The following is a 21,843-nucleotide window of genomic DNA, read 5'->3' on the forward strand; positions in this document are numbered from 1 at the left end:
GGGGGAGCTCAGCTGCGCGATCCTCATACCGCGTGAACGAAGCCGCGCCGCGCGGCGCGGCCTCGCGCGTGCCCGCGCCTGCCCGCGCTTTGCGCGCGCCCGCCCCGACGAACGGTATGAGAATCGTGCCGCCGAGCCCGGGGGGAGCTCGGCTGCGTGATCCTCATACCGCGTGGACGAAGCCGCGCGGCGCGACTCAGGGGTAGATGACGAGCGGCGACGCGTCGGGGCTCGGCGGCGCGATGGCGAACGCCGACGAGCGGCCCTCACCCAGGTAGTCCACCATCGCCGACACCGGGCCCGACGCCGACACCGTGTAGCTGCTGCCCGCCTTCAGCGCCACCGAGCGGGCGCCGGGCACGAAGGTGTAGCTCTGGGTCTCGCCGCCGTTCTCGGTGACGGTGACCTCGACATCCGCATCCGTCGTGTTCACGAGGTGCAGGCGCGGGTTGGGGCCGTCGGCGGTGGCCACGACGAAGTCGGTGCCGAGCTCGTCGAGGGTCTGGTACCAGGCGAAGTCGGTGACGCCGTTCACCAGCGTGGAGGTGCGCGCGCCCATGACGATCGGCTGGTCGGACTCGGCCTCGACGGAGTAGGTGCCGTCGGGGATGTCCTGCAGCGGGAACTCGGTGACGATGCCGGGCGTCAGCCCCACCTGGTAGTCGGTGCTCGCGCCGCCGGTGCGCTCCTCGGCGACGCGGAGGGTGACCGAGGCCGGCTCGGTGCCGGGCACGAACAGGCGCAGCACGCTTTGCAGGTCGGAGTTGTCGGAGTCGCTCAACCGTTCGGCGATCGACGAGGTGCCCGAGATCTGCACCCCGGCCACGCGCTGCACGGTGGCGGGCGGTGCCGACGGACCGACCAGCTCGACACCGCCGGGCTCGAGCCCGCGCACCACGCTCTGCTGCACCGCGGCGCTCACGGCGCCGACGCTCGCCTCGACGTGGATGACCGGGGTGGCGAGATCGGGCGCCAGCCCCGCCAGCGACAGGATGCGTGTGCTGCGGGCGGGCACGTCGATGTTGCGGCCGCCCGGCGCCTCGATCGCACCGAGGTCGCCGTACACGGTGAGGTCGACGACCGCGGGGACGTCGCCCGGGTTCGCCAGCACGACGAAGCTGGTGCGGCCCACGGTGGTGGAACCGGCCACAAGCCAGCTCTCGGAGGAGGCCTCGCCGCACGAGGTGGCCGCGAGGCCCACGAGCTCTCCCGAGGAGATGGTCTGCGACTGTGCGGCGGCGAACAGGGTGGCGTCGGGCGAGCCCGTGTCGGGCACCGGCAGCGCGACGCGCGAGGGCGCCGTGTCGTCGGTGCTGGCACGGTCGTCGGGGGACGCCAGCGGCGTGACGTCGAGCTGCGCCTCGGGCGAGGTGCCCGTGACCACGTCGGCGGTGCCGACGCGGGAGATGGCCGTCGCGTCCTGACCGCTGTCGTCGGAGAGGCGCACGAGCGGGCCGGCGCAGGCGCGCACCTGCTCGGCGGCCTGCGGCTCGACGGAGAACGAGGCGGGCGTGGCCTCGACGCCGGGGAGCGGCAGCAGCAGGGCCGCAGCCACGACGCCGCCGGCGACGGCCAGGGTGACCACGCCGGTCGCGATCCTCGCGCCCGTGGCGATGCCTTTAGCGGCCATCGTGGTCACGCTCCTCGTGGTCGGTCGGGGCGGGGGTGTCGCCGGAGCGGTGCCACTCCGCGTCTTGCTCGTGACGCTCGCGCTCGATGGCGTCGCGCACGCTCACCACGGTCTCGTCGTTGGGGTCGTAGTCGTCGGGCACCGTCGGCTCGGCCGGTTCCGTGGGCTCCGCGGGTTCCTGCGGGAAGACGGGGAACGCCGGGAGCCCGGCCGGCGCGGGCTGCTCGGTGGGTACGGGCTGCTCGGCGGGGGCGGCGTCGTCGTCGCCGGGGGTCAGCTGCTCGATGGACGCCGCGTCACTGGTGGCCTGAGGAACCGGATGCTCGGAGGGCTCCTCAGGAGCGAACGCTTCCTGAGAGAGAGCGTTGACATGAGCGGAGGCGTGCACGGGCGGGAGGGATTGCTCGTCGTCGACGTCCGGGTCGTCGTCTGCCTCGGCGAGCGGAGCGGGGGCGGAATCGGATTCGGGCGCAGCTTCGGCGGCGGGCTCGGCGGCCGGCAGGTCGGTGACCGTGACGCGGGGTGCGTCTCCGTCACGCGCATCCGCCTCGTTCAGCTCGGCGGCATCAGCGAGGTGCTCGTCACGCTCGGCGGGGGTTGTCGTTTTGACGCGTTCTCCAGGCTCGACCGGGCTCACGGCGGAGGGCTCGCGGTCGTCGCGGTCGGCTGTGGCGGCGGGGAGGGCGATCGCGCCGGCGTCGACGGCAAGGCCCGATGCCGCACCCGCGGTCACCGCGTCGCCCGAGGGAGCGTGCGGTCCGCCGTGGTGGGCGGCGACGGAGCCGTCGGGTGCCAGGTCGCGCTCCTCGACGGTCTCGAGGGCTTCGGGCTCCTCGCCCACCGGCACCTCGTCGTCGTACTCGTGGGTCTTCTCCTCGGCGAGGCGTTCCTCGACGGAGTTCGCGGCGGCGACGTGGGCCGTGGCGCTCACCGCGCGGGTGCCCTGCGTCTGCAGCCGGCCGGCCGGGAGGGCGAGCAGCAGCGCGACGAGGAAGACGAAGCCCTGCACCACGAGCACGAGCACGCCGTACGGGGTGCCGGTGTTGGTGGGCACGGGGGCGGGCAGTGCGGCGACCTCGCCGTCACCGGCGACCTGCCACAGCTCGCCCACCGAGGTGTCGCCGACGAAGGTGAACTGCGCGTTGCTGTTGAGGGCGTTGGCGGCGCGACCGCTCACGTCGTCGGCCGCGGCACCGGCCTGCGCGGGCGCGGCGGGGCTGAGCAGCACGAACTCGATGCCGAGCGCGGTGAGGCGGTCGGCGACGTCGGCGCCCGAGATGGAGGCGAGGTTGCCCACGAGCTCCGAGAGCTCGGCGCCCTCGTCGCCCTCGGCCGCCCCGTCGGAGAGGTCGGCGGTGGTGGCGAGCGTCGACTGCTCGACGAGCACCGGTCCTGCGCCGTGCACGACCTCGGCGCCGAGACCGCCGTCGGACTGCGGGGCGAGCAGCAGGGTGCCGACCCGGGGCGTGGTCGAGGCCTCGGCCGTGACGTAAGCGGGCAGCTGCCGCCCGCTGCCCGCGGTGATGTCGGAGGTGCCGAGCAGCACGCCCAGACCCGTGGGCGCCACGATCACGGCCACGGCCACGGCCGCGACCACGGCGGGCACGCCCGAGAAGCGCGGCAGCGACGACAGGCCGATGACGGCGGCGCCGACGAGCCCGAGCCAGAACAGGCTGAGCCCCGAGCCCGCCCAGATGGTCACGGCCTCGGAGCCCGAGGTGGTGAGCGCGAGCTGCGTGGAGGCGACGGCGGTGGCGAAGCCGAGCACCGCGATGACGACGGGGACGACGGCGCGGTAGGAACCGGGGAGGAACAGCGCGGCCAGGGCGATCACCACGAGCGGGGCCGCGAGCACGAGCAGCACGACGAGCACGAGCGAGGAGTCGATGCCGAACCCGGCGGCGATGGCCTCCCACCGGCCGAGGCCCGCGGTCGGCAGCCCGATGAGCAGGTCGAGCACCTGCACCGGGTCGCGCCACACCGGAACACCGGGGTCGGCGAGCAGGGCGAGGGGGGTGCCGCGCTGCACCTGGTCCCAGGCGAGCGGGCCGAACAGCACGAGGGCCGGGATGGGGATGCCGATCAGCCGGGCGACGTCGCGGCGGCTGGCGACGGTGGCGATGAGCCAGATGACGGTGAGCGCGGGCCAGAGCGAGGGCGCCACGGAGAGCACGGCCGCCGCGAGGATGGAGGCCATCGCCGACGCCGACCACGACTTGCGGGCGGCGAGACCGGCGAGCATGAGCCACGGCAGCAGCAGGTGCGCGATGATGGGTGCGATCATGCCGGCGTCGAGGGCGCCGAGGAACGGCGGCGCGATCACCCAGAGCACGGCGGCCAGCGCGCGCAGCACCGGGCGGTCGGTGAGCCGGGCGGCGCACAGCCACGCGGCGAGCGCGGCGAGCGGCAGGGCCACGAGGTACAGGCACACCACCGCGAACGACGGCGACCAGAAGGTGAGGGAGCCGAGCACCGCGAGCACGGCGGCGAACGGGTCGGCGGCGCCGACGAAGCCGAGGCCCACGTCGCGGAATCCGGTGCCGATCTGCGACCACAGCCCGCCCACGCTGTCGGCGAGCGGGAGCGCCCCGCCGCCCGTGATGGCCGCGGCGCCGAACACCGGCAGGAAGACGACGAAGCCGACCAGCGCGACGATGAGCACCGTCGCCACACCGCCACTGGCGATGAACTGGATGCGGTCGCGATCGCCGCGGAGGTAGGTGAGCGCGATCTCCCGCTGCAGCGAGCGCCGGCGCCTGATCTCGTCTCCCGGCATGCGCAGCGGTGCGATGGCCTTCCAGCCCACGGTGCGGGAGGCTTTGAAGCGCGAGCGGGCTTCGCCGATGCGGGAGCCGAACGCGGTCTTGAAGGCGGCGGCGAACTCGCCGCCGATGGCGCCCGGCTGCTTGCGCACCAGTTGGAAGAGCGACCGCACGACGGCGAGCGGCACCAGCGAGAGCCAGTGGAACAGCACCGCGAAGGCGGGGGCGTAGACGAGCCTGCGGTGCAGCTGGGCCGCGCGCCGGGCGGTCTGCCGCTTGCGTCTCGCCGACCCGCGCGAGGAGCGCCCGGGGCCCGAGAAGCCGTCGCCGTCGGTGGCGACCTTCGCGGCGGGCACGGCGATGACGCGGTGCCCCGCGAGCCGCACCCTGATGGAGAAGTCGAGGGCGTTGTCGGCCGTGGGCAGCGCCGGGTCGAAGCCGCCGACCTGGTTCCAGACGGTGTGCCGCACCAGGAGGCCGGCCGCACCCATGCCGAGCACGTCGCTCATGGTGTCGTGCTGCGCCTGGTCGAGCTCGGTCTCGACGAGCGGAACGCTGGCCCCGAGCGCGGTGATCGTCTCGCCGAACTCGCTGATGTAGGCGGCGTCGTCCCACTCCACCTGCTTCGGACCCGCGGCGGCGACGGAGGGGTTCACCTCGACGGCGGCGAGCAGCGCGGCGAGGGCGTCGGGCTCGGGGGCGCTGTCGTGGGCGAGCAGCCAGAGCCACTCGTTCTCGTTCTCGGGGGGCGGTGCCACACCGAGGGCGTGGCTCACGGCGGTGCCGAAGTTCAGGCGGCTCGAGGCGGAGATGAAGCGGGTGGGATGCGCGTTCGCCAGCAGAGTCGCCGTCGCGTCGGTGGAGGCGCAGTCGACGACGACCAGCGCATCGGGTGCTCGGGTCTGCGCCGCGATGGCTTCCAGGGTTCGCGGAAGGTGTTCGGCTCCGTTCGAGGAGACGAGGACGGCAGTGACTCGAGCGTGCATCGCAATGACTCTAAGCTCAGCCCCCGCCTAACCAGCTCGTGGTTCGCGGCGTGCCGTCTTTATATGAATCCGATGTGAGACCCGCGAACGCGGGGCCGGGCGGGTCAGCCCGCGCGCTTGCGGAGCTTGCGGCGCTCGCGCTCGGAGAGCCCGCCCCAGATGCCGAAGCGCTCGTCGTTCTCGAGCGCGTAGTCGAGGCACTGCGCCTTCACCTCGCACGAGGTGCAGATGCGCTTCGCGTCGCGGGTCGAGCCGCCCTTCTCCGGGAAGAAGGCCTCGGGGTCGGTCTGGGCGCACAGCGAATCGGCCTGCCAGGCGAGCGGATTCTCGTCGCCGACGTTCTGCCTGACACCGGGTACGCCGAGGTTGATGGGGTCGACGTACCAGTCGTCGGGAACACCCGAGCGATACTCTGACATGGCCATATCACGCTCCACCCTCTGAACCAGTCTGCGACCTGCCGACAAAAACCCCGTTGGCTAATTACATAACTGTAATTCGATTCAGTCAAGTCGCGGATGGTAAACCCTCAACCGCTTCTCGAGGGTTAGCGGCTCACACGGCGTGGCGCGCCGGCGTTTGCCGTTTCTCGGTGAGCATCGATATTCTGCCACCATGCTCAAGAAAGTCGTGCTGCTCGCCCTGCCCGGTGTCGCCCCGTTCGAGTTCGGCGTGGTGTGCGAGGCCTTCGGCATCGACCGCAGCGCGCACGGCGGCCCGGTGTTCGACTTCACCATCGCCGCGGCGGAGCCCGGCCCTGTCCCCACCAGCCTCGGCTACGACATGATGATCTCCGGCAGCCTGGCCGCCGCCGCCGACGCCGACCTCATCGCCGTCCCCGCCCACGACATCGACGCCGACGTCGACCCGGCGATCGCCCGGGTCATCCGCGACGCGGTCGACCGCGGCGCCTGGGTGCTGAGCGTCTGCAGCGGCGCCTTCACCCTCGCCAAGACGGGGGTGCTCGCCGGCCGCAGCGCGACGACGCACTGGATGCACGCCGAACGGCTCGCCCGCGAGTTCCCCGACGTCGACGTCGACCCCGACGTGCTCTTCGTCGAAGACGGGCGCATCATCACCAGCGCGGGAACGGCGGCCGGCATCGACGCGTGCCTGCACCTCATCCGCACCGAGCTCGGCGCCTCGGCGGCGAACGTCGTCGCCCGGCGCATGGTGGTGCCGCCGCAACGCGCGGGCGGCCAGTCGCAGTACATCGCCACCCCGGTGCCGGTCTCGCGCAGCGACTCGTTCGCCGAGGTGACCGAGTGGATGCTCACCCACCTCGACGAGGAGCTGACGGTCGACGAACTGGCCCGCAAGGCGCTCATGTCGTCGCGCACCTTCGCCCGGCGCTTCAAGGCCGATCTGGGGGCGACGCCCGGCGCCTGGCTCAACCGCCAGCGGCTGCTCCGCGCGCAGCAGCTGCTCGAGGAGAGCGATCTGCCGCTCGACGCCGTCGCCGCCGAGAGCGGTTTCGGCACCGCGGCGGTGATGCGGCACCACTTCGCCAAGACGCTCAGCACGACGCCGGCGGCCTACCGCCGCACGTTCTCGGTGCGCGCCTCGGCCTGACGAGGCCCGCTCCCGCTAGGGCAGCTCGTGCGCCGGGGCGCCGGGCGCCGCGAGGAACACGGTTCCCGTTCCCGCGGCCGACAGCGCACCCTCGTCGGGGGTGATGAACACCGAGTCGCCGCGCACCAGGGTGTGCGAGCCCGAGGCGCCGGAGAGAGTGACCGAGCCGGAGAGGCAGATGGCGATGGCCGCCCCCAGGGGCGTGTAGTCGACCGTGGCGGGCGCATCCGCTGCGACGCCGGGCTCGATACGGGCGAGCACGAAGTCGGGCACCGACGGGGTGAACAGCTGCAGGCCCGGCTCGGGCGAGCTCGCCTCGAGGAAGGGCACGGGCAGCGGGTCGAAGTCGAGCACCTCGAGCAGCTCGGGCACGTCGATGTACTTAGGGGTGAGACCGCCGCGCAGAACGTTGTCGGAGGCCGACATGAGCTCGACGCCGAGCCCCGAGAGGTAGGCGTGGATGTTGCCCGCCGGGAGGAACAGCGCCTCACCCTTCTTCAGGGTCACCCTGTTGAGCAGCAGCGAGATGACGACGCCCGGGTCGCCCGGGTACTCCTCGTTCAGCCGCACCACGGTCTCGAGAGACGGAGTGTACGGGTCGGTGAGGTGGGCGTGGGCGGGGTGCAGCGCCTTCTCGGCGGTGCGCACGAGGTGGCCGACCAGGGCCTCCACCGCCTCTCCCCCGTCGAGCAGCCACGCCACGACGGAGCGCAGCACCTCGGCGTCGGTCTCGGTGAGCGTCACGGAGTCCTCGAGCAGGTGCACGATGGGGCCGTAGAGCTCCCAGCGCGGTGCGGTCTGCGCGTTGTCGATGCGCACCAGCAGGTCGACGATCTCGCGCACCTCCTCGAGCGGACGGAAGCCGCAGAGCGCCTCGTAGCGGTCGCTCAGCGCCACCACCAGCTCGGGCTTGTGCAGCGGGTCTTTGTAGTTGCGGTTCGGGGCGTCGAGCGGGACGCCCTGCTCGTTCTCTCGGCGGAAGCCCTCGCGGGCGCGCTCGAGAGTCGGATGCGCCTGCAGCGACAGCGGGGCCGCGGCGGCGAGGATCTTGAGCAGGAACGGCAGCGAGCCGTCGCGCCCGACGACCCGGGTGGGGTCGGCGGCGATCCACTCGGCGAGGTCGTGCGCACCGCCCGTGAGCTGCGGGTCGAGGATGCGGCTCGGGCTTCCCGGATGCGCGCCCAGCCAGAGCTCGGCCTGCGGCTCACCGGTGACCGGGGTGCCGAGGAGCTCGGGGATGTCGGTGACCGAACCCCAGGCGTAGGGGCGGGGCGTGTTGGCAATCGGTACGAACATGATCCTGATCTCACTCTGCGCCCCGTGGCGGCCGAAGCCGGTTATGAGCGACCTACAATCCCTGGCGACGGCCCGAGTCGGCCCGTTGGTCCAAACTACCAACCCCCGCGTGCGCCTCACGAACGAGCGGTTAAGCTCTGGGCGCCGCAACCCCACCGCAACGGAGCAGACATGACCTTCGAGCCCCTCGTCAGCGACTTCTACGACTACGCATCCCTCCTCACCGGCGAGGAGCAGGCGGCTCTCGCCCGCCTGCGCGACTACCTCGAGACCGAGGTGAAGCCGGTCGTGAACGAGCACTGGGAGAAGGCGACGATGCCCGAGGGCATCATGAAGGGCCTCGCCGGCACGGGCGCCTTCTCGTTCGCCTGGGAGGAGACCACGCCGTTCGAGAACTCGGCGGTCTTCCGCGGCTTCGTGGCCCTCGAGCTCGCCCGTGTGGACGCCTCGGTCGCCACCCTGGTCGGCGTGCAGAACGGCCTCGCCATGGGCTCGATCAGCGTGGCAGGCTCGGCCGAGCAGCGCGCCGAGTGGCTGCCGAAGATGGCGGCCGGCGAGGTCGTCGGCGCCTTCGGCCTCACCGAGCCGCAGTCGGGCTCCGACAGCGCGCAGGGGCTGCGCACCGTGGCGACCCGCGACGGGGACGAGTGGGTGCTGAACGGGTCCAAGCGCTGGATCGGCAACGCCACCTTCAGCGACATCACCGTCATCTGGGCCAAGGACAGCGAAGACGGGCAGGTGAAGGGCTTCATCGTCCCCACCTCCACCCCGGGCTACACCGCCACGAAGATCGAGGGCAAGCAGAGCCTGCGCATCGTGCAGAACGCCGACATCACCCTCGAGAACGTGCGGGTGCCCGAGAGCCTCCGGCTGCAGAACGCGAACTCCTTCCGCGACACCGCCAAGGTGCTGCGCCTCACCCGCGCCGAGGTCGCCTGGGCAGCCGTCGGCAACTCGATCGGCGCCTACGAGGCGGCCCTCCGCTACGCGAAGGAGCGGGTGCAGTTCGGCAAGCCGATCGCGAGCCACCAGCTCATCCAAGACCTGCTGGTGAAGTCGATGGGCAACATCACCGCGAGCCTCGGCATGGTGGTGCGGGTGTCGCAGATGCTCGACGACGGCACCCAGAAAGACGACCACTCCGCGCTCGCCAAGGCCTTCACCACGGCACGGATGCGCGAGACCGTGTCGTGGAGCCGCGAAGTGCTGGGCGGCAACGGCATCGTGCTCGACTACGACGTCGCCCGTCACTTCGCCGACGCCGAGGCCCTCTACTCCTACGAGGGCACGCGCGAGATGAACACGCTCATCGTGGGCAGGAGCCTGACGGGATTCGCCGCGTTCGTCTGACCGCGCCCCGCCGGGTAAGTAGGCTTCTCGCTATGCGCTACCCCACCGACGCCGCCGCGCGATGGCTCGCCGTGCTCGTGTTCTTCACGGTCTTCGCCGGCGAGTTCTGGCGCGACCTCATCGGCTGGTGGGGCTACCTGGCCGTCGTGCTCGCCATCACGGCGACCGTCGCCGTGATGATGACCCGACGCAGGCTGTGGAAGCGCCTGCGGCCCTCGAAGCTGCCGCGCACCCTCGTGCTGTTCGGCGCGCTCGCGGTGCTCTCGCTCGCCTGGTCGTTCTACCCGGGGGCGACGGTGCTCGGCATCCTCGCCCAGGCGGCCACGACGCTGGCCGCCCTGTTCCTCGCCGTGGCGCTCAGCTGGCCGCAGGTGATCGCCGCCGCCTCGCGGGCCCTCACGCTCATCCTGGGTCTGTCGATCGTGTTCGAGCTCATCGTCGCCGTGTTCGTGCGCCAGCCCGTGCTGCCGTTCTTCACCGACTACTCGGGGCAGAAGGTGCCGGCGGCGTTCTACTGGTCGCAGGCCGACCTGTTCCACGGCGGGCCCATCCAGGGCATCGTGGGCAACCGCAACATCCTCGCCTTCCTGGCCCTGCTCGCCCTCATCACGGTGGGGGTGCAGCTGGCGCAGGGGCTCGTGCGCACCCGGCCCGCCGTCGCATGGCTCGTGACCGCCGTCGTCGTGCTCGCGCTCACGCGCTCGGCCACGGCCATCGCGGCCGCCGTCATCGTCGCGGCGATGCTCGGAGTGCTCGTGCTCGCCCGGCGCGCGGGGCCGGGCCGGCGGCTCTGGCTGATGGGCGGCGTCGCCGTGGTGACCGTGCTCGCCCTCGTCGGGGTGAGCGCGTTCTGGAGCTCGCTGCTGAAGCTGTTCGGCAAGTCGGACGACCTCACCGGCCGCGTCGACATCTGGAACTCCGTCGCCGAGCTCGCCGCCCAGCGGCCCGCGTTCGGCTGGGGCTGGGTGAGTTACTGGGTGCCCTGGGCGGAGCCGTTCGACGGGCTTGCCGTGCGCAACGGGGTGACCTATCTGCAGGCGCACGACGCCTGGCTCGACGTGTGGCTGCAGCTCGGTGTCGTGGGGCTCGTGCTCTTCATCGCCCTCGTGGTGGGCACCTCGTACCGCGCCTGGTGGCTGGCGGTCGATCATCCGCTCGACTCCGTCGGCCGGCCGCTCCCCCGCGTCGCGCTCACGCTCGCGCCGGCGCTCATCCTCACCGCGCTGGTGGCGCAGAGCTTCGTCGAGAGCCGGATGCTCGTGGAGGGCGGCTGGGTGCTGCTCATCGCGATCGCCGTGAAGACGAAGCTCGAGAACTCCGACGTCGCGCTCGAGCTCGGCGCCGCCGACGCGGGTGACGTCGCGGGCACCGCACCGACCACCCGGGCAGCCGCCCCCCGATGAGCGCGGCTCCGCGGCAGCAACATCCCGTTCTGGCGGGGGTGCTCGTCTTCTTCGGCGCCACCCGGTTCGCCAAAGCGCTCACCACCGCGATCGTTGCGACGGCGTTCCTGTCGTTCCTCCTCCGCTCGACGCTCGGCTGGCCGGGCCTCGTCGCCATCGTCTGCGCCCTCGTCGCGTTCGCGACACTGTCGTTCGCCGGGCGATGGAAGCAGCTCGACTGGCACGGGCTGCTGCCGATCTCGCTGCTGATCTTCCTGGCCTGGTGCACGCTCACCATCTTCTGGAGCTCGTACGTTCCGTCGAGCCTCAACGGCATCGCGTACCTGCTCGCCTACGCCTTCCTCGGCGTGTACGTCGCGGTGGTGCGCGACCTCATCCAGATCGTGCGGGCCGTGGGCGACGTGCTGCGCGTGGTGCTCACGCTCTCGCTCGTGCTCGAGGTGCTCTCGGGGGTGCTGCTCGACGTTCCGCTCCGCTTCATCGGCATCACAGGGGCCCTGGCGTCGGGCGGGCCCATCCAGGGGGTGCTCGGCACCCGCAACATGGTCGGGTTCGTGGCGCTCCTCGCCCTGGTCACCTTCGCGGTGGAGCTCGCCACGCGCTCGGTGCGTCGGGGCGTCGCCGTCTACAGCATCGTCATCGCCGCCGGCGCCGCGGTGCTCTCGGGGTCGCCCGTCACCGCCGGGGTCGCGCTGGTGACCGCCGTCGCGGCCGGCGTGCTGCTGCTGCTCAGGCGGGCCGCGCCCGAGACCAGGCGCACCTGGCACGTGGCGCTCGTGGCGGTGGCCGTGGCGGCGGCGCTCCTCGCCTTCGTGCTGCGCGGGCGCATCCTCGACCTCCTGTCGACAAGGCGCGAGTTCACCTACCGGCTCGAGATCTGGCGGGAGCTCGGGCGGCTGATCGACCTCAACCCCATCGAGGGCTGGGGCTGGGTGGGGTACTGGAGGTCGAACGTGTCGCCGTTCTTCGCGCTCGACGTGGTGGGCGGGCGGGCCCACACCTCGGCGCTCAACGCCTTCCTCGACGTGTACTTCCAGGCCGGGCTCATCGGCTTCGCCGTCTTCACCGTGTTCGCGCTGCTCGCCTTCGGGAGGGCCTGGGTGGTGGCGGCGTCGCGCAAGAGCATCGTCTTCCTCTGGACGGCGCTCGTGCTCGTGGTGCTCCTGGCCACCTCCACGGCGGAGAGCATCGTGCTGGTGGAGTACGGCTGGCTGCTGCTCGTCATCTGTTCGGTGAAGGCGGCACGGGACCTGAGCTGGCGCCGCCGGCTCCGCCCCGCCGACGAACCGCCGCCCGCGCCGCGGCACGAGAGCTTGGAGGCCCCGTGACCCTCGACATCATGATGCCGTTCTGGGGTCGCCCCGACCACTTCCGTGAGGCGGTGCGAAGCGTGCTGGCGCAGACGGTCTCCGACTGGCGGCTGGTGATCGTCGACGACGTCTACCCCGACGAGGAGCCGGGCCGCTGGGCGGCGTCGCTCGGCGACCCGCGGGTGGAGTACCGGCGCAACGCGGTGAACCTCGGCGTGGGCGGCAACTTCCGGGAGTGCGTGCGGCTGGTCGAGCACGAGCGGGCCGTGCTCATGGGCTGCGACGACCGGATGCACCCGCGGTACGTCGAGCGGGTGGCGGAGCTCGTGGCGGAGCACCCCGAGGCGGCGATCGTGCAGCCCGGGGTGGAGGTGATCGACTCGGAGGGCCGGGTCGCGCATCCGCTCGCCGACCGGGTGAAGGGGCTGCTGCGCTTCGGCGGCACGGGGCCGCGGATGTTCGGCGGCGAGCGCCTGTTCACCAGCCTCCTCCACGGCAACTGGGCCTACTTCCCGTCGCTGGTGTGGCGGGCCGACGACCTCAGGCGCTTCGGGTTCCGGCCCGGCTTCGACGTGGTGCAAGACCTCGCGCTCCTCTCCGACATCGTGCTCGACGGGGGTGCGCTGCTGCTCGACGACGAGGTGGTGTTCTCGTATCGCAGGCACGCGGGCAGCGTGTCGTCGCTCAAGGGGCCCGACGGGGCGAAGTTCGTCGAGGAGTCGGCGCTGTTCGCCGAGCTCGCCTCGCGCGCCTCGGCCCGCGGGTGGCCGCGCGCCGCGCGCGCCGCCACCCTGCACGTCACCTCGCGCCTCAACGCGCTCACCGAGCTGCCCGCGGCGCTCCGCGCCCACGACCCGGCCTCCCGCCGCGCCCTCCTCCGCCACGCCCTCGGCTGAGCGGGCGGCGCGCTGCGCCCCCGCGCCGCGCGCATGTGCCTCGCGTGCGGGCGGCGCGCCGGGGCTACCCGCTGAACGGGTTGGCGCAGGTCTGCTCGGCGGCGGTCTGGCCCTTGAGGCCCTCGATGACGTCGGGCGAGCTGCTAGCGGGAGGCGCGGCCGGGGCGGCGGGGCTCGCCGGGTCGGCGGTGTCTCCGACAGTCGAGCTCGAGGTGATCGCGCCCGCGTCGAGGGCGATCGCTTGGTCGGAAGCGATCCGCTCCACCAGTTGCGCCGCCAGTTCCTCGTTCGGCTGCACGCGATTTGGATCATCGACCCACGCGGTGACCGGATAGGAGACGAACACCACCCTCGACAGGTCGATGTCTTTCAGCGCCAGCGCGAGGGAGATGAGGGTGTCGGCGCCCCTGAGGCTGGTCGAAGGGGTGATGTTCTGAGCGACGGCCTGAGCGAGTCCGTAGACCTTGACGGGATCGCTCAGGGTGCTCGTGCTCTTGATGGTCCGCAGCAGCGAAGCGAGGTACTGCTGCTGCGAGCCGATGCGGGTGAGGTCGCTGCCGTCGCCCACGCCATGCCTGGTGCGCAGGAAGGCGAGCGCATCCCGACCGACCAGCACGTGATGTCCCGGCTCCAGGTACAGCCCGGTGTAGTCGTCCTGGGTCACGTCCGTGACGCAGACGTCAACACCGCCGACGGCGTTGCTCATGGCGATCACGCCGTTGAACGACGTCTCCATCGCGTACGGGATGTCGAGACCGGTCAGAGACCGCACCGCAGCGACGACGCACCCCAGCCCGTTCTCGCCTCCCCGCGCCCAGGCCGCATTGAGCGGTTGCGCCTCCACCGCATCCGATGCGTCACATTCCGGCTGAGGCATCATCATGTCGCGCGGCAAGCTGACCACCACGGCATTGCGATGGTCGGCCGCGACGTGCACGAGGATGTTCACGTCGTTCAGCACCGCATCGCGCTCGCCATACTCGTCGCCCTGGTCCTCGTCGTTGTCGCTGCCGACGATGAGCAGATTGAAGCCGCCTTCGATGGCCCCGAGGAACGGCGGAGGGGGCGGCGGACTCTCCCCGCCGATGTCGACGGCTGCCTCGTGGAACGTCGACGAGATGCTGGTGACGGCGTAGCCCACAACAGCGAGCGTCGATGTGATCCCTACGGCGACGGTGATGCCGATGAACCTGAAGACGAGACCCCGAGCGGTGGGGGTGCGTTGCCGTCCGTGCCGAACGGGGGAATGCACCCGACCCTTTCGCGACCTCATGCGCGCAAGCTTAGGTCGATAAGCTGAGCATTCCCCACTTATCGTGGATGGCGTCCGCCGGGGCTACTCGCTGAAGGGGTTGGCGCAGGTCTGCTCGGCGGCGGTCTGGCCCTTGAGGCCCTCGATGACGTCGGGGGTGTCGGGCGAGTCGGTGGGGGCGTCGCTCGCGGGAGGGGCCGCGGGCGTCGCGGGGGCGGCGGGGTCGGCCGTGGCGTCGCCCTCGAGGGTGGAGCCGGTGGTGGTGGAGTCGGCGTCGAGGGTGAAGGGCTGGTCGGTGGCGAGGCGCTGCATGAGTTCGGCGGCGAGCTCGTCGACGGGCTGCACCTTGTTGGGGTCGTCGACGTAGGCGGTGACGGGGTAGGAGACGAACACCACCTTCGACAGGTCGATGTCCTTCATCGCCAGGGCGAGCGAAACGAGGGTGTCGGTGTCGCTGATGCTCGTCGACGGCGTGATGTTCTGCGCCACGGCCTGCGCCAGTCCGTACACCTTGGTGGGGTCGGAGAGCGTGCTCGAGCTCTTGATCGTGCGCAGCAGCGACGACAGGTACTGCTGCTGCGACCCGATGCGCGCGAGGTCGCTGCCGTCGCCCACGCCGTGCCTGTTGCGCAGGAACCCGAGCGCATCGGCACCCGCGAGCAGGTGGTGCCCCGGGGTGAGGTAGAGCCCCGTGTAGTCATCGTGCATCACGTCGGTGACGCAGACATCCACGCCGCCGACCGCGTTGCTCATCTCGATCACGCCGTTGAACGAGGTCTCCATAGCGTACGGGATGTCGAGGCCGGTGAGCGAGCGCACCGTCGCCACGACGCACCCGAGGCCGTTCGCGCCGCCCCTGCCCCAGGCCGCGTTGAGGGGCTGGGCGGAGACCGCATCCGAATCGTCGCACTCCGGCTGCGGGATGACGAGGTCGCGCGGCAGGCTGAGAACCACGGCGTTGCGGTGGTCGGCGGCGACGTGCACCAGGATGTTCACGTCGTTCAGGGCGGCGTCGCGCTCGCCGTACTCGTCGCCCTGGTTTTCGTCGTTGTCGCTGCCGACGATGAGCAGGTTGAAGCCGCCCTCGATGGCTCCGAGGAACGGCGGTGCGGGCTGCGGTGCGTCTCCCCCGATGTCGACGGCCGCCTCCTGGAAGGTCGACGAGATGCTCGAGACGGCGTAGCCCACCACCACCAGCGTCGACACCACCACGACCGCCACCGCGATGCCGAGCGTGCGCAGCACCAGCGCCACGGGTGATGCCGCGCTGAGCCTGCCGTGTCGGACGGGGGCTTCGTGGGAGTTCTGGTCGTCGCGATGCATCCGCCAGAAACTAACGGCGCAAGCTGAGACTTATCCTGTGAGCCGCGCTCGGTCCCGGTTCCGCCGGGCGGCGGTGGCGCGGCGGGTGGCCTCGGCGATGAGGCGGAGGAACATGATGCGGGCGCGGAGGATGGTGGGCAGGCCCCGGATGCCGAGGGGGGTCTGGTTCGAGCCGTGCAGGCGCCGCTCGACCACGACCTCGTCGAGGTGACGGATGCTGCCGCGCACGTTGCCCGTGATGGCGATCCAGATGTCGTGCGACTCGGTGACGTAGGAGGGGATGGGCAGGATGCCGCCTGCGATCGCCTCCCGCCGGAACCCCATCGCGCAGCCGAAGTAGGGCCGGTAGCCCACGAGCAGCGCGAACAGGTTCGCGACGCGGCGACGCGACTGGGCGGCCCGCAGCGGCGGGTACCACAGCCGCGCGCCGTTCCGGCCGAGGATGGAGTGGTTCGCGGCGACCACGAGCGAGCGGGAGAGGCCGGCGATCATGGCCTCGTGCCGCCCGGGGGTCCACACGTCGTCCTGATCGGAGAGGAAGACGTACCTGCCGCGGGCCCGCCTGATGGCGGCCTCGAAGGCCCGCACGTAGCCCACGTTCGAGTCGGTCTTGGTGAGCAGGATGCGCGACTCACCGAGACGCTCCGCCGTCGCCACGACCACCGAGGCGGTGTCGTCGGTGGAGCAGTCGTCGACCACCACGAGCTCGTCGTCGGGGCCCAGCTGGGCGACGATCGACTCGATCTGCTCGGCGACGTACGCCGACCCGTTGTAGGTGGCCATGCACACGCTCGCCCGCACCTGCGAGCTCCCCGACGACCGGCTCACGAGGCCTCCCTCTCGACGACTCGGGACCGGCGCAGCGCCAGCGCGTGGATGGCGAGGCCGAGCACCGGCCCCAGCAGCAGCGCCAGCACCGACCGCACCCCGGTGTCGAAGGGCAGCAGCAGCACGACCACGGCGAGCGCGGTCGCCGCCAGCCACCCCGCGGAGTAGGCGCTGTGGCGGTCGAGCGCGAGGCAGAGCGCCCCGGTGACGGTGAGCATGGCCATGGCGGCCGCGGCGACCACGAGACCGGCGACCACCCAGCCGTCGACCACATAGGCCGGCCCGTAGTACCAGCCGAGCAGCAGCGGACCGAGCAGGCCGCCGAGCACCGCGCCCACCACGGCGATCAGGCCGATCAGCCGGGCGATCGGCAGCAGCGCCTTGAACCCGAGGTGCCGGTTGTTGAGGAAGTGCGCAATGGCCACACCCTGGTAGGCGTTCAGCGGGATGAGCAGCGGCGCCCGCGTGAACGTCACGGCGATGAGGAGGCCGGCCGCCGCCTCGTAGGCGGCCTCGCTCGAGGTGAGCCGGAGGATGACGGGGAATCCGACCACGAGCACGGCACTGGAGCCCGAGGCGAGGCAGGCGTGCCCGATGCGGCGGAAGAACGGCACCAGCTGCACGTCCGACCGCGCGGCCGCCGCCCTCCGGAGCGTGGGCGAGAACGCCAGCCCGATGAGCCAGGTGACGGAGGCGACGCTCGCCGCGACGGCGAGACCCGCGACCGTCGCCGCGATGAGGGCAGCTCCGATGATGAGTCCCAGCCGCAGCAGCGAGTCGCCGATGACGAGTCGCGCGAAGGTCGCCCACTGCAGGCGACCGCCGAGCACCCCCACGATCACGGCGTGGCCCGAGAAGAGAGCGATCGACGCACTGAGCGGGAGCGCGAGCCAGGCGTAATCGGGCCCGAGAACCTGGGGCGCCCACCAGAAGCTCGACGCCCACAGCACCACCCCGAGGGCGATGCCCACGCCGAGGCCGACCGCGAGAATCCGTGGTTCACGTCGTTCGTGAGCGGCCTCGGTGCGTCGGTCGCTGTCATGGACTGCCCGCGTCGACTCGGCCGAGAGCCCGCCCAGGATGCCGAACCAGAGGAACAGGAACGACCAGAAGGCGAGGAAGTCGGTGACGTCGACCTCGTTCGGCAGCACCCGCGGCGCGATGAGCAGCACGGCGAAGCCGACACCGGCCGAGACGAGGGAGGCGGCCCCCACCCCGATGAACGAGCGGCGCCCGATGGTGGGCGTGGAGCCGGCGGGTGTCTCCGCCCCGGGCACCCGGCCCTCAGCCACGACGCGCTCGGCGCGGCAGACGCAGGCAACGGGCTCGGATCATAGAGTGCAAGCATAGTAGGGCCGCCGGGGAGCTCCCGGGGCGGAGAGGGAGCTGTGAACGACGACGTCGCCGCGGTCGTGACGGCCTTCGCACCGGGGGGCGGCCTCGTCGCACTGGTGCGCTCCCTCCTGCCGCAGGTCACCCGCGTGGTGGTGGTCGACGACGGCAGCGACCCGCGGTTCGACCCCGTCTTCGACGAGGTGCGGGCGGCGGGCGCCCTGGTGGTGCGCCACCCCGGGAACCGCGGCATTGCGGCGGCGCTCAACACGGGCATCCGCGCCGCGAAGGCCGACGCCGTCGAGGCCCCCGGCTTCTTCGTCACCTTCGACCAGGACTCCGAGGTCTCACCCGACTTCGTGTCGTGCCTCGTCGGCACCGCCCGCGAGGCCGCTGCGGCGGGCCTCCGGGTGGGCCTCGTCGCCCCCTCCGAGGTGGAGGGCCTGCCCTCCCCCGTCGCCGGGTACCGCAAGGGCTTCCTGCTCGGCTCCACCCCCATCCAGTCGGGCCTGCTCATCCCGCGCGAGACGATCGCGCGCGTCGGCCTGTTCGCCGAACCGCTGTTCATCGACGGCGTCGACACCGACTTCGCGCTGCGGGTGGCCCGGGAGGGCCTCGTCGTGGTGCTCTCGCCCGCCACCAGGCTCGGCCACAGCCTCGGCCGCCGGCACCGCCCGACCGTGCTCGGCAGACCCGTGACCGTGGGCGGCGAACCGCTGGCCCTGGTCTACAGCGCGCCCTTCCGCTATTACTACCTGGTGCGCAACCGCATCCTGCTGAACCGGATGCACGGCCGCGGCCGCCTCGCCTGGAGCGTTCGCGAGACAGTCGCCGACCTGCGGCACGTGGCGATCGTGCAGCTGTTCGTGCCCGGGCGCGGGCGCCGCGCCGCCGCCGCGCTCGCCGGGCTCCGCGACGGCTGGGCGGGCCGCACGGGCCGCATCCCCGACGCGCTGGAGCGCGCCGTCTCCGGGGAGCGCTGAGACGCCCTTGGCTATGATGGGGCGCATGCCGACCGCCCTCGAACGTACGCTCGTCGTGATGCCCGCGTACAACGAGGAGGAGGCCGTGGGCGACGTGGTGCGCGAGGTGTTCCAGAAGGTGCCGGGCGCATCCGTTCTCGTCGTCGACGACGGGTCGCGCGACGCGACGGCACGGGTGGCGCAGGCCGCGGGGGCCACGGTGCTGCGGCTGCCGATCAACCTCGGTGTGGGCGGCGCGATGCGCGCGGGCTTCAAGTACGCGCTGTCGAAGGGCTTCTCGAACGTGGTGCAGGTCGACTCCGACGGGCAGCACGACCCGGCGGGCATCGCCGAGCTGGTCGACCGGCTCGCCGACCATGACCTCGTGCTGGGCGCCCGGTTCGCGGGAGTCGGCGACTACACCGTGCGCGGGCCGCGCAAGTGGGCGATGCAGGTGCTCTCGGGCATCCTGAGCCGGCTCACCCGCACCCGCCTCACCGACACCACCTCGGGCTTCCGCGCCTCCGGCCCGCGCGCCGTCGCGCTGTTCGCCCGGCACTACCCCTCGGAGTACCTCGGCGACACCGTCGAGTCGCTCGTCATCGCCTCGCGCTCGGGGCTCAGCGTCACCCAGGTTCCCGTGGCGATGCGCGCGCGGGCGGGCGGCGTGCCCTCGCACAACCCCTACAAGGCGGCGGTCTATCTCGGCCGCGCCGGCATGGCCCTGTTCGTCGCGCTGATCAGGCCGCGGCTGCCGCTCGAACGAACCGTCGCACCCCTCGACGAGGCCCTCACCGCATGAGCGTCGCGAGTTACCTGCTCGGCATCGTCGCCGCCCTCATCACGCTCGGCGTGGTCGTCGAGTCGCTGCGCCGCCGGCACCTCAGGGAGCGGCACGCCATCTGGTGGCTGCTCGCCGGCACGGTCGCGCTCGTCATCGGCATCTTCCCGGGCATCCTCGGGTTCCTCTCGGGGCTCGTCGGGGTGACGGTGCCGTCGAACCTGGTGTTCTTCCTCAGCATCGCCGTGCTGTTCTTCGTCTCCATCCAGCACAGCGGCGAGCTCACCGAGCTCGAGGGCGAGACCCGCACCCTCGCCGAGGCGGTGGCGCTGCAGGAGCTGCGTATCTCGGAGCTCGAGCGCGCCCTCGCCGAGTCGCAGCGCGCCTCCGTCGAGACGCCGCGCGCCCTCGCCGAGTCGCAGCGCGCATCCGTCGACGATGCCGGTGCCGACTCCCCCGCCGCCGGCACCCCAGGCACCGACCCAGGAAGAGCATGACCGCAGTTCCCGCCACGCCCGCCGCCCGCCCCCGTTCCGTGCTGCGCTGGCTGCTGCTGCCGTGGCTGCTGCTGGCCCTGCTCGGCACGCTGTGGGCGCTCGCCACCCCCATCGGCGGCTCGCCCGACGAGCCCGCGCACGTGGTGAAGGCCGGGTCGGTGGTGCGGGGCGAGCTGCTGCCGGAACGGATGATCGCCTCGGGCGGGGTGCTCGACGTTCCGGCCGCGCTCGACTGGGAGTACGAGCAGGGCTGCTTCGCGTTCTACGCCGACACCCCCGCGTCGTGCGCACCCGAGTTCACGGGCGACCCCGGCGAGATCGTCGAGAGCCACTCCTCGGCGAGCCTGTACAACCCCGTCTACTACTGGCTGGTCGGCTGGCCGTCGCTCGCGCTCCCCGACACCACGGGCATCTACGCCATGCGCATCATGAGCGCGGTGCTCTGCTCCTTCTTCGTGGCGGCCTCGCTGTTCCTGATCGGATTCTGGCGCTCGCGCCGCATCCCGACCCTCGCCGTGCTGGCGGGGCTCACGCCCATCGCGCTCTACCTCATGGGCACGGTGAACCCGAACGCGCTCGAGTACACGGGCGGGCTGGCGATGTTCACGGCGATGCTCTCCATCACCCTGCAGCCCGACCCGAAGAGGCTCCCCGCGCGGCTCGCCCTGCTCACGACGGCGGCGGTGCTGGTGTCGAACACGAGGGGCATCTCGCCGCTCTGGGTGGCCGTGCTGCTCGTGGTGCCGCTCCTTCTGCTCACCGGGCGCGAGCTCGTGGCGCTGCTGCGGCGGCCGGCCGTGATCGTCAGCATCGTCGTGATCGTCGCCGGGGCGGCCGTGAGCGCGTGGTGGACGCTGCGCAGCAACTCGCTCGGAACCGCACCGAGCGCGGGCCCCTCGGTGGTGCCCGACAACGAGGGCGTGGGGCTCAGCCCGATCGAGGGGTTCTTCGGCCTCATCGGCAACTTCTACCAGCAGCTGCGCCAGATGGTCGGCATTCTGGGTTGGCTCGACACCACGCTGCATCCGGTGGTCTACTACATCAGCTACGCCCTGTTCGCGCTGCTCGTTCTCGGGGTGGTGCTCTGGGTGCGCGGGCGGCGGCTGGTGTTCGTCATCGCGCTGGCGCTGGTGTTCTTCTTCGCGCCGCCGGTGGTGCAGGCGTTCTACGTGACGCAGGGCGGCTTCATCTGGCAGGGGCGGTACACGCTCGTGCTGCTGATGGCGCTGCTCGTCGGCATGGCGGCGGCGATCGCCACCTCACCGCGCTTCCTGGCCCGGCCCACGCCGAAGCTGCTGCCGGTGCTGGCGTGGGTGGGCGCCGGCGCGTGGGCCTTCGCCACGGCGTACGCCTTCGCCACCACGATGCGCCGCTTCGCCTCGGGCTACGCCACCGACTGGCCGGCGATGCTCGAGCCCGACGCCTGGGTGCCGCCGCTCGGCTCGTTCACCCTCATCGCGCTCTACGCGGTGGTGACGGCGGCCTTCGGCCTCACCGTCGTGCTGCTCGGGCGCGACCGGCGGCCGCGCGACGCCGGAGCGGCCGGCCCCGCGGGGCCCGCAGGGCCCGAGCGCGAGCCGCTCGCTGCCGGAACGGTATGAGAATCGCGCCGCCGAGCCCATAGGGAGCTCGGCGGCGCGATTCTCATACCGTTCGGCCGCGA

The 21,843-nt window shown here is 72.0% G+C and carries 17 protein-coding genes; 9 read left to right on the forward strand and 8 right to left on the reverse strand.

Features of this window, described 5'->3' with window-relative positions; all coding sequences use genetic code 11:
* Nucleotides 1-196 precede the first annotated feature (196 nt).
* The 3 genes from HL652_RS12725 to HL652_RS12735 form a co-directional block, all read right to left on the reverse strand.
* The gene (locus HL652_RS12725; protein WP_253743880.1) at nt 197-1,630 is read right to left on the reverse strand and encodes a DUF5719 family protein; all 1,434 of its coding nucleotides are present in this window, start codon (nt 1,628-1,630) and stop codon (nt 197-199) included.
* The gene (locus HL652_RS12730) at nt 1,620-5,378 is read right to left on the reverse strand and encodes a glycosyltransferase (protein ID WP_171705665.1); all 3,759 of its coding nucleotides are present in this window, start codon (nt 5,376-5,378) and stop codon (nt 1,620-1,622) included. Before HL652_RS12730 ends, HL652_RS12725 begins: the two co-directional genes overlap by 11 nt.
* Before the next feature lie 104 nt (nt 5,379-5,482).
* On the reverse strand, nt 5,483-5,803 hold the full coding sequence (locus HL652_RS12735) for a WhiB family transcriptional regulator (protein WP_171705666.1): 321 nt from the start codon (nt 5,801-5,803) through the stop codon (nt 5,483-5,485).
* A gap of 190 nt (nt 5,804-5,993) precedes the next feature.
* On the opposite strand from HL652_RS12735, the gene HL652_RS12740 reads away from it, so the two are divergent.
* The gene (locus HL652_RS12740) at nt 5,994-6,950 is read left to right on the forward strand and encodes a GlxA family transcriptional regulator (RefSeq protein WP_171705667.1); all 957 of its coding nucleotides are present in this window, start codon (nt 5,994-5,996) and stop codon (nt 6,948-6,950) included.
* Nucleotides 6,951-6,965: 15 nt separating this feature from the next.
* Here the strand turns inward: HL652_RS12740 and manA are convergent, their stop codons facing one another.
* Complete coding sequence (gene manA / locus HL652_RS12745; protein ID WP_171705668.1) at nt 6,966-8,246, reverse strand: mannose-6-phosphate isomerase, class I; 1,281 nt, start codon at nt 8,244-8,246, stop codon at nt 6,966-6,968.
* Between the two features lie 171 nt (nt 8,247-8,417).
* Here manA and HL652_RS12750 point away from each other — a divergent pair, with 171 nt between their 5' ends.
* From HL652_RS12750 to HL652_RS12765, 4 genes are read left to right on the forward strand one after another with little or no spacing between them, the layout of a single operon-like run.
* Complete coding sequence (locus HL652_RS12750; RefSeq protein ID WP_171705669.1) at nt 8,418-9,596, forward strand: acyl-CoA dehydrogenase family protein; 1,179 nt, start codon at nt 8,418-8,420, stop codon at nt 9,594-9,596.
* A gap of 32 nt (nt 9,597-9,628) precedes the next feature.
* Nucleotides 9,629-10,999 carry an O-antigen ligase family protein gene (locus tag HL652_RS12755; RefSeq protein WP_171705670.1) on the forward strand — a complete coding sequence of 457 codons (1,371 nt, stop codon included), beginning with the start codon at nt 9,629-9,631 and terminating at the stop codon, nt 10,997-10,999.
* On the forward strand, nt 10,996-12,327 hold the full coding sequence (locus HL652_RS12760) for an O-antigen ligase family protein (protein ID WP_171705671.1): 1,332 nt from the start codon (nt 10,996-10,998) through the stop codon (nt 12,325-12,327). Before HL652_RS12755 ends, HL652_RS12760 begins: the two co-directional genes overlap by 4 nt.
* Entirely contained in the window at nt 12,324-13,205 is an 882-nt protein-coding gene (locus tag HL652_RS12765; RefSeq protein WP_171705672.1) for a glycosyltransferase family 2 protein, read from the forward strand. Before HL652_RS12760 ends, HL652_RS12765 begins: the two co-directional genes overlap by 4 nt.
* 64 nt (nt 13,206-13,269) lie before the next feature.
* Here HL652_RS12765 and HL652_RS12770 read toward each other — a convergent pair whose 3' ends face one another.
* From HL652_RS12770 to HL652_RS12785, 4 genes are all read right to left on the reverse strand, one after another.
* Nucleotides 13,270-14,457, reverse strand: a complete 1,188-nt coding sequence (locus HL652_RS12770; RefSeq protein WP_171705673.1) for an LCP family protein — start codon at nt 14,455-14,457, stop codon at nt 13,270-13,272.
* 84 nt (nt 14,458-14,541) lie between these two features.
* A complete protein-coding gene (locus tag HL652_RS12775) occupies nt 14,542-15,780 on the reverse strand; it encodes an LCP family protein (protein ID WP_171705674.1) in 1,239 nt (412 codons plus the stop codon).
* Nucleotides 15,781-15,810: 30 nt separating this feature from the next.
* Nucleotides 15,811-16,608, reverse strand: coding sequence for a glycosyltransferase (locus HL652_RS12780; RefSeq protein ID WP_253743252.1), 798 nt, complete (start codon nt 16,606-16,608; stop codon nt 15,811-15,813).
* Nucleotides 16,605-17,900 carry a hypothetical protein gene (locus HL652_RS12785; protein WP_171705675.1) on the reverse strand — a complete coding sequence of 432 codons (1,296 nt, stop codon included), beginning with the start codon at nt 17,898-17,900 and terminating at the stop codon, nt 16,605-16,607. The genes HL652_RS12780 and HL652_RS12785 overlap by 4 nt, the downstream gene beginning before the upstream one ends.
* Before the next feature lie 96 nt (nt 17,901-17,996).
* On the opposite strand from HL652_RS12785, the gene HL652_RS12790 reads away from it, so the two are divergent.
* Genes HL652_RS12790 through HL652_RS12805 form a run of 4 tightly spaced genes read left to right on the forward strand, consistent with a single transcriptional unit; the run spans nt 17,997 to nt 21,781 of the window.
* Complete coding sequence (locus tag HL652_RS12790) at nt 17,997-18,923, forward strand: glycosyltransferase (RefSeq protein ID WP_171705676.1); 927 nt, start codon at nt 17,997-17,999, stop codon at nt 18,921-18,923.
* Nucleotides 18,924-18,948: 25 nt separating this feature from the next.
* Nucleotides 18,949-19,704 (forward strand): glycosyltransferase family 2 protein, encoded by a 756-nt coding sequence (locus tag HL652_RS12795; RefSeq protein WP_171705677.1) that lies wholly within the window; start codon nt 18,949-18,951, stop codon nt 19,702-19,704.
* Nucleotides 19,701-20,180, forward strand: a complete 480-nt coding sequence (locus tag HL652_RS12800) for a DUF2304 domain-containing protein (RefSeq protein WP_171705678.1) — start codon at nt 19,701-19,703, stop codon at nt 20,178-20,180. The genes HL652_RS12795 and HL652_RS12800 overlap by 4 nt, the downstream gene beginning before the upstream one ends.
* The gene (locus tag HL652_RS12805) at nt 20,177-21,781 is read left to right on the forward strand and encodes a DUF2142 domain-containing protein (protein WP_171705679.1); all 1,605 of its coding nucleotides are present in this window, start codon (nt 20,177-20,179) and stop codon (nt 21,779-21,781) included. The genes HL652_RS12800 and HL652_RS12805 overlap by 4 nt, the downstream gene beginning before the upstream one ends.
* Nucleotides 21,782-21,843 lie beyond the last annotated feature (62 nt).

The organism is Herbiconiux sp. SALV-R1 (assembly GCF_013113715.1).
Taxonomy (GTDB): domain Bacteria; phylum Actinomycetota; class Actinomycetes; order Actinomycetales; family Microbacteriaceae; genus Herbiconiux.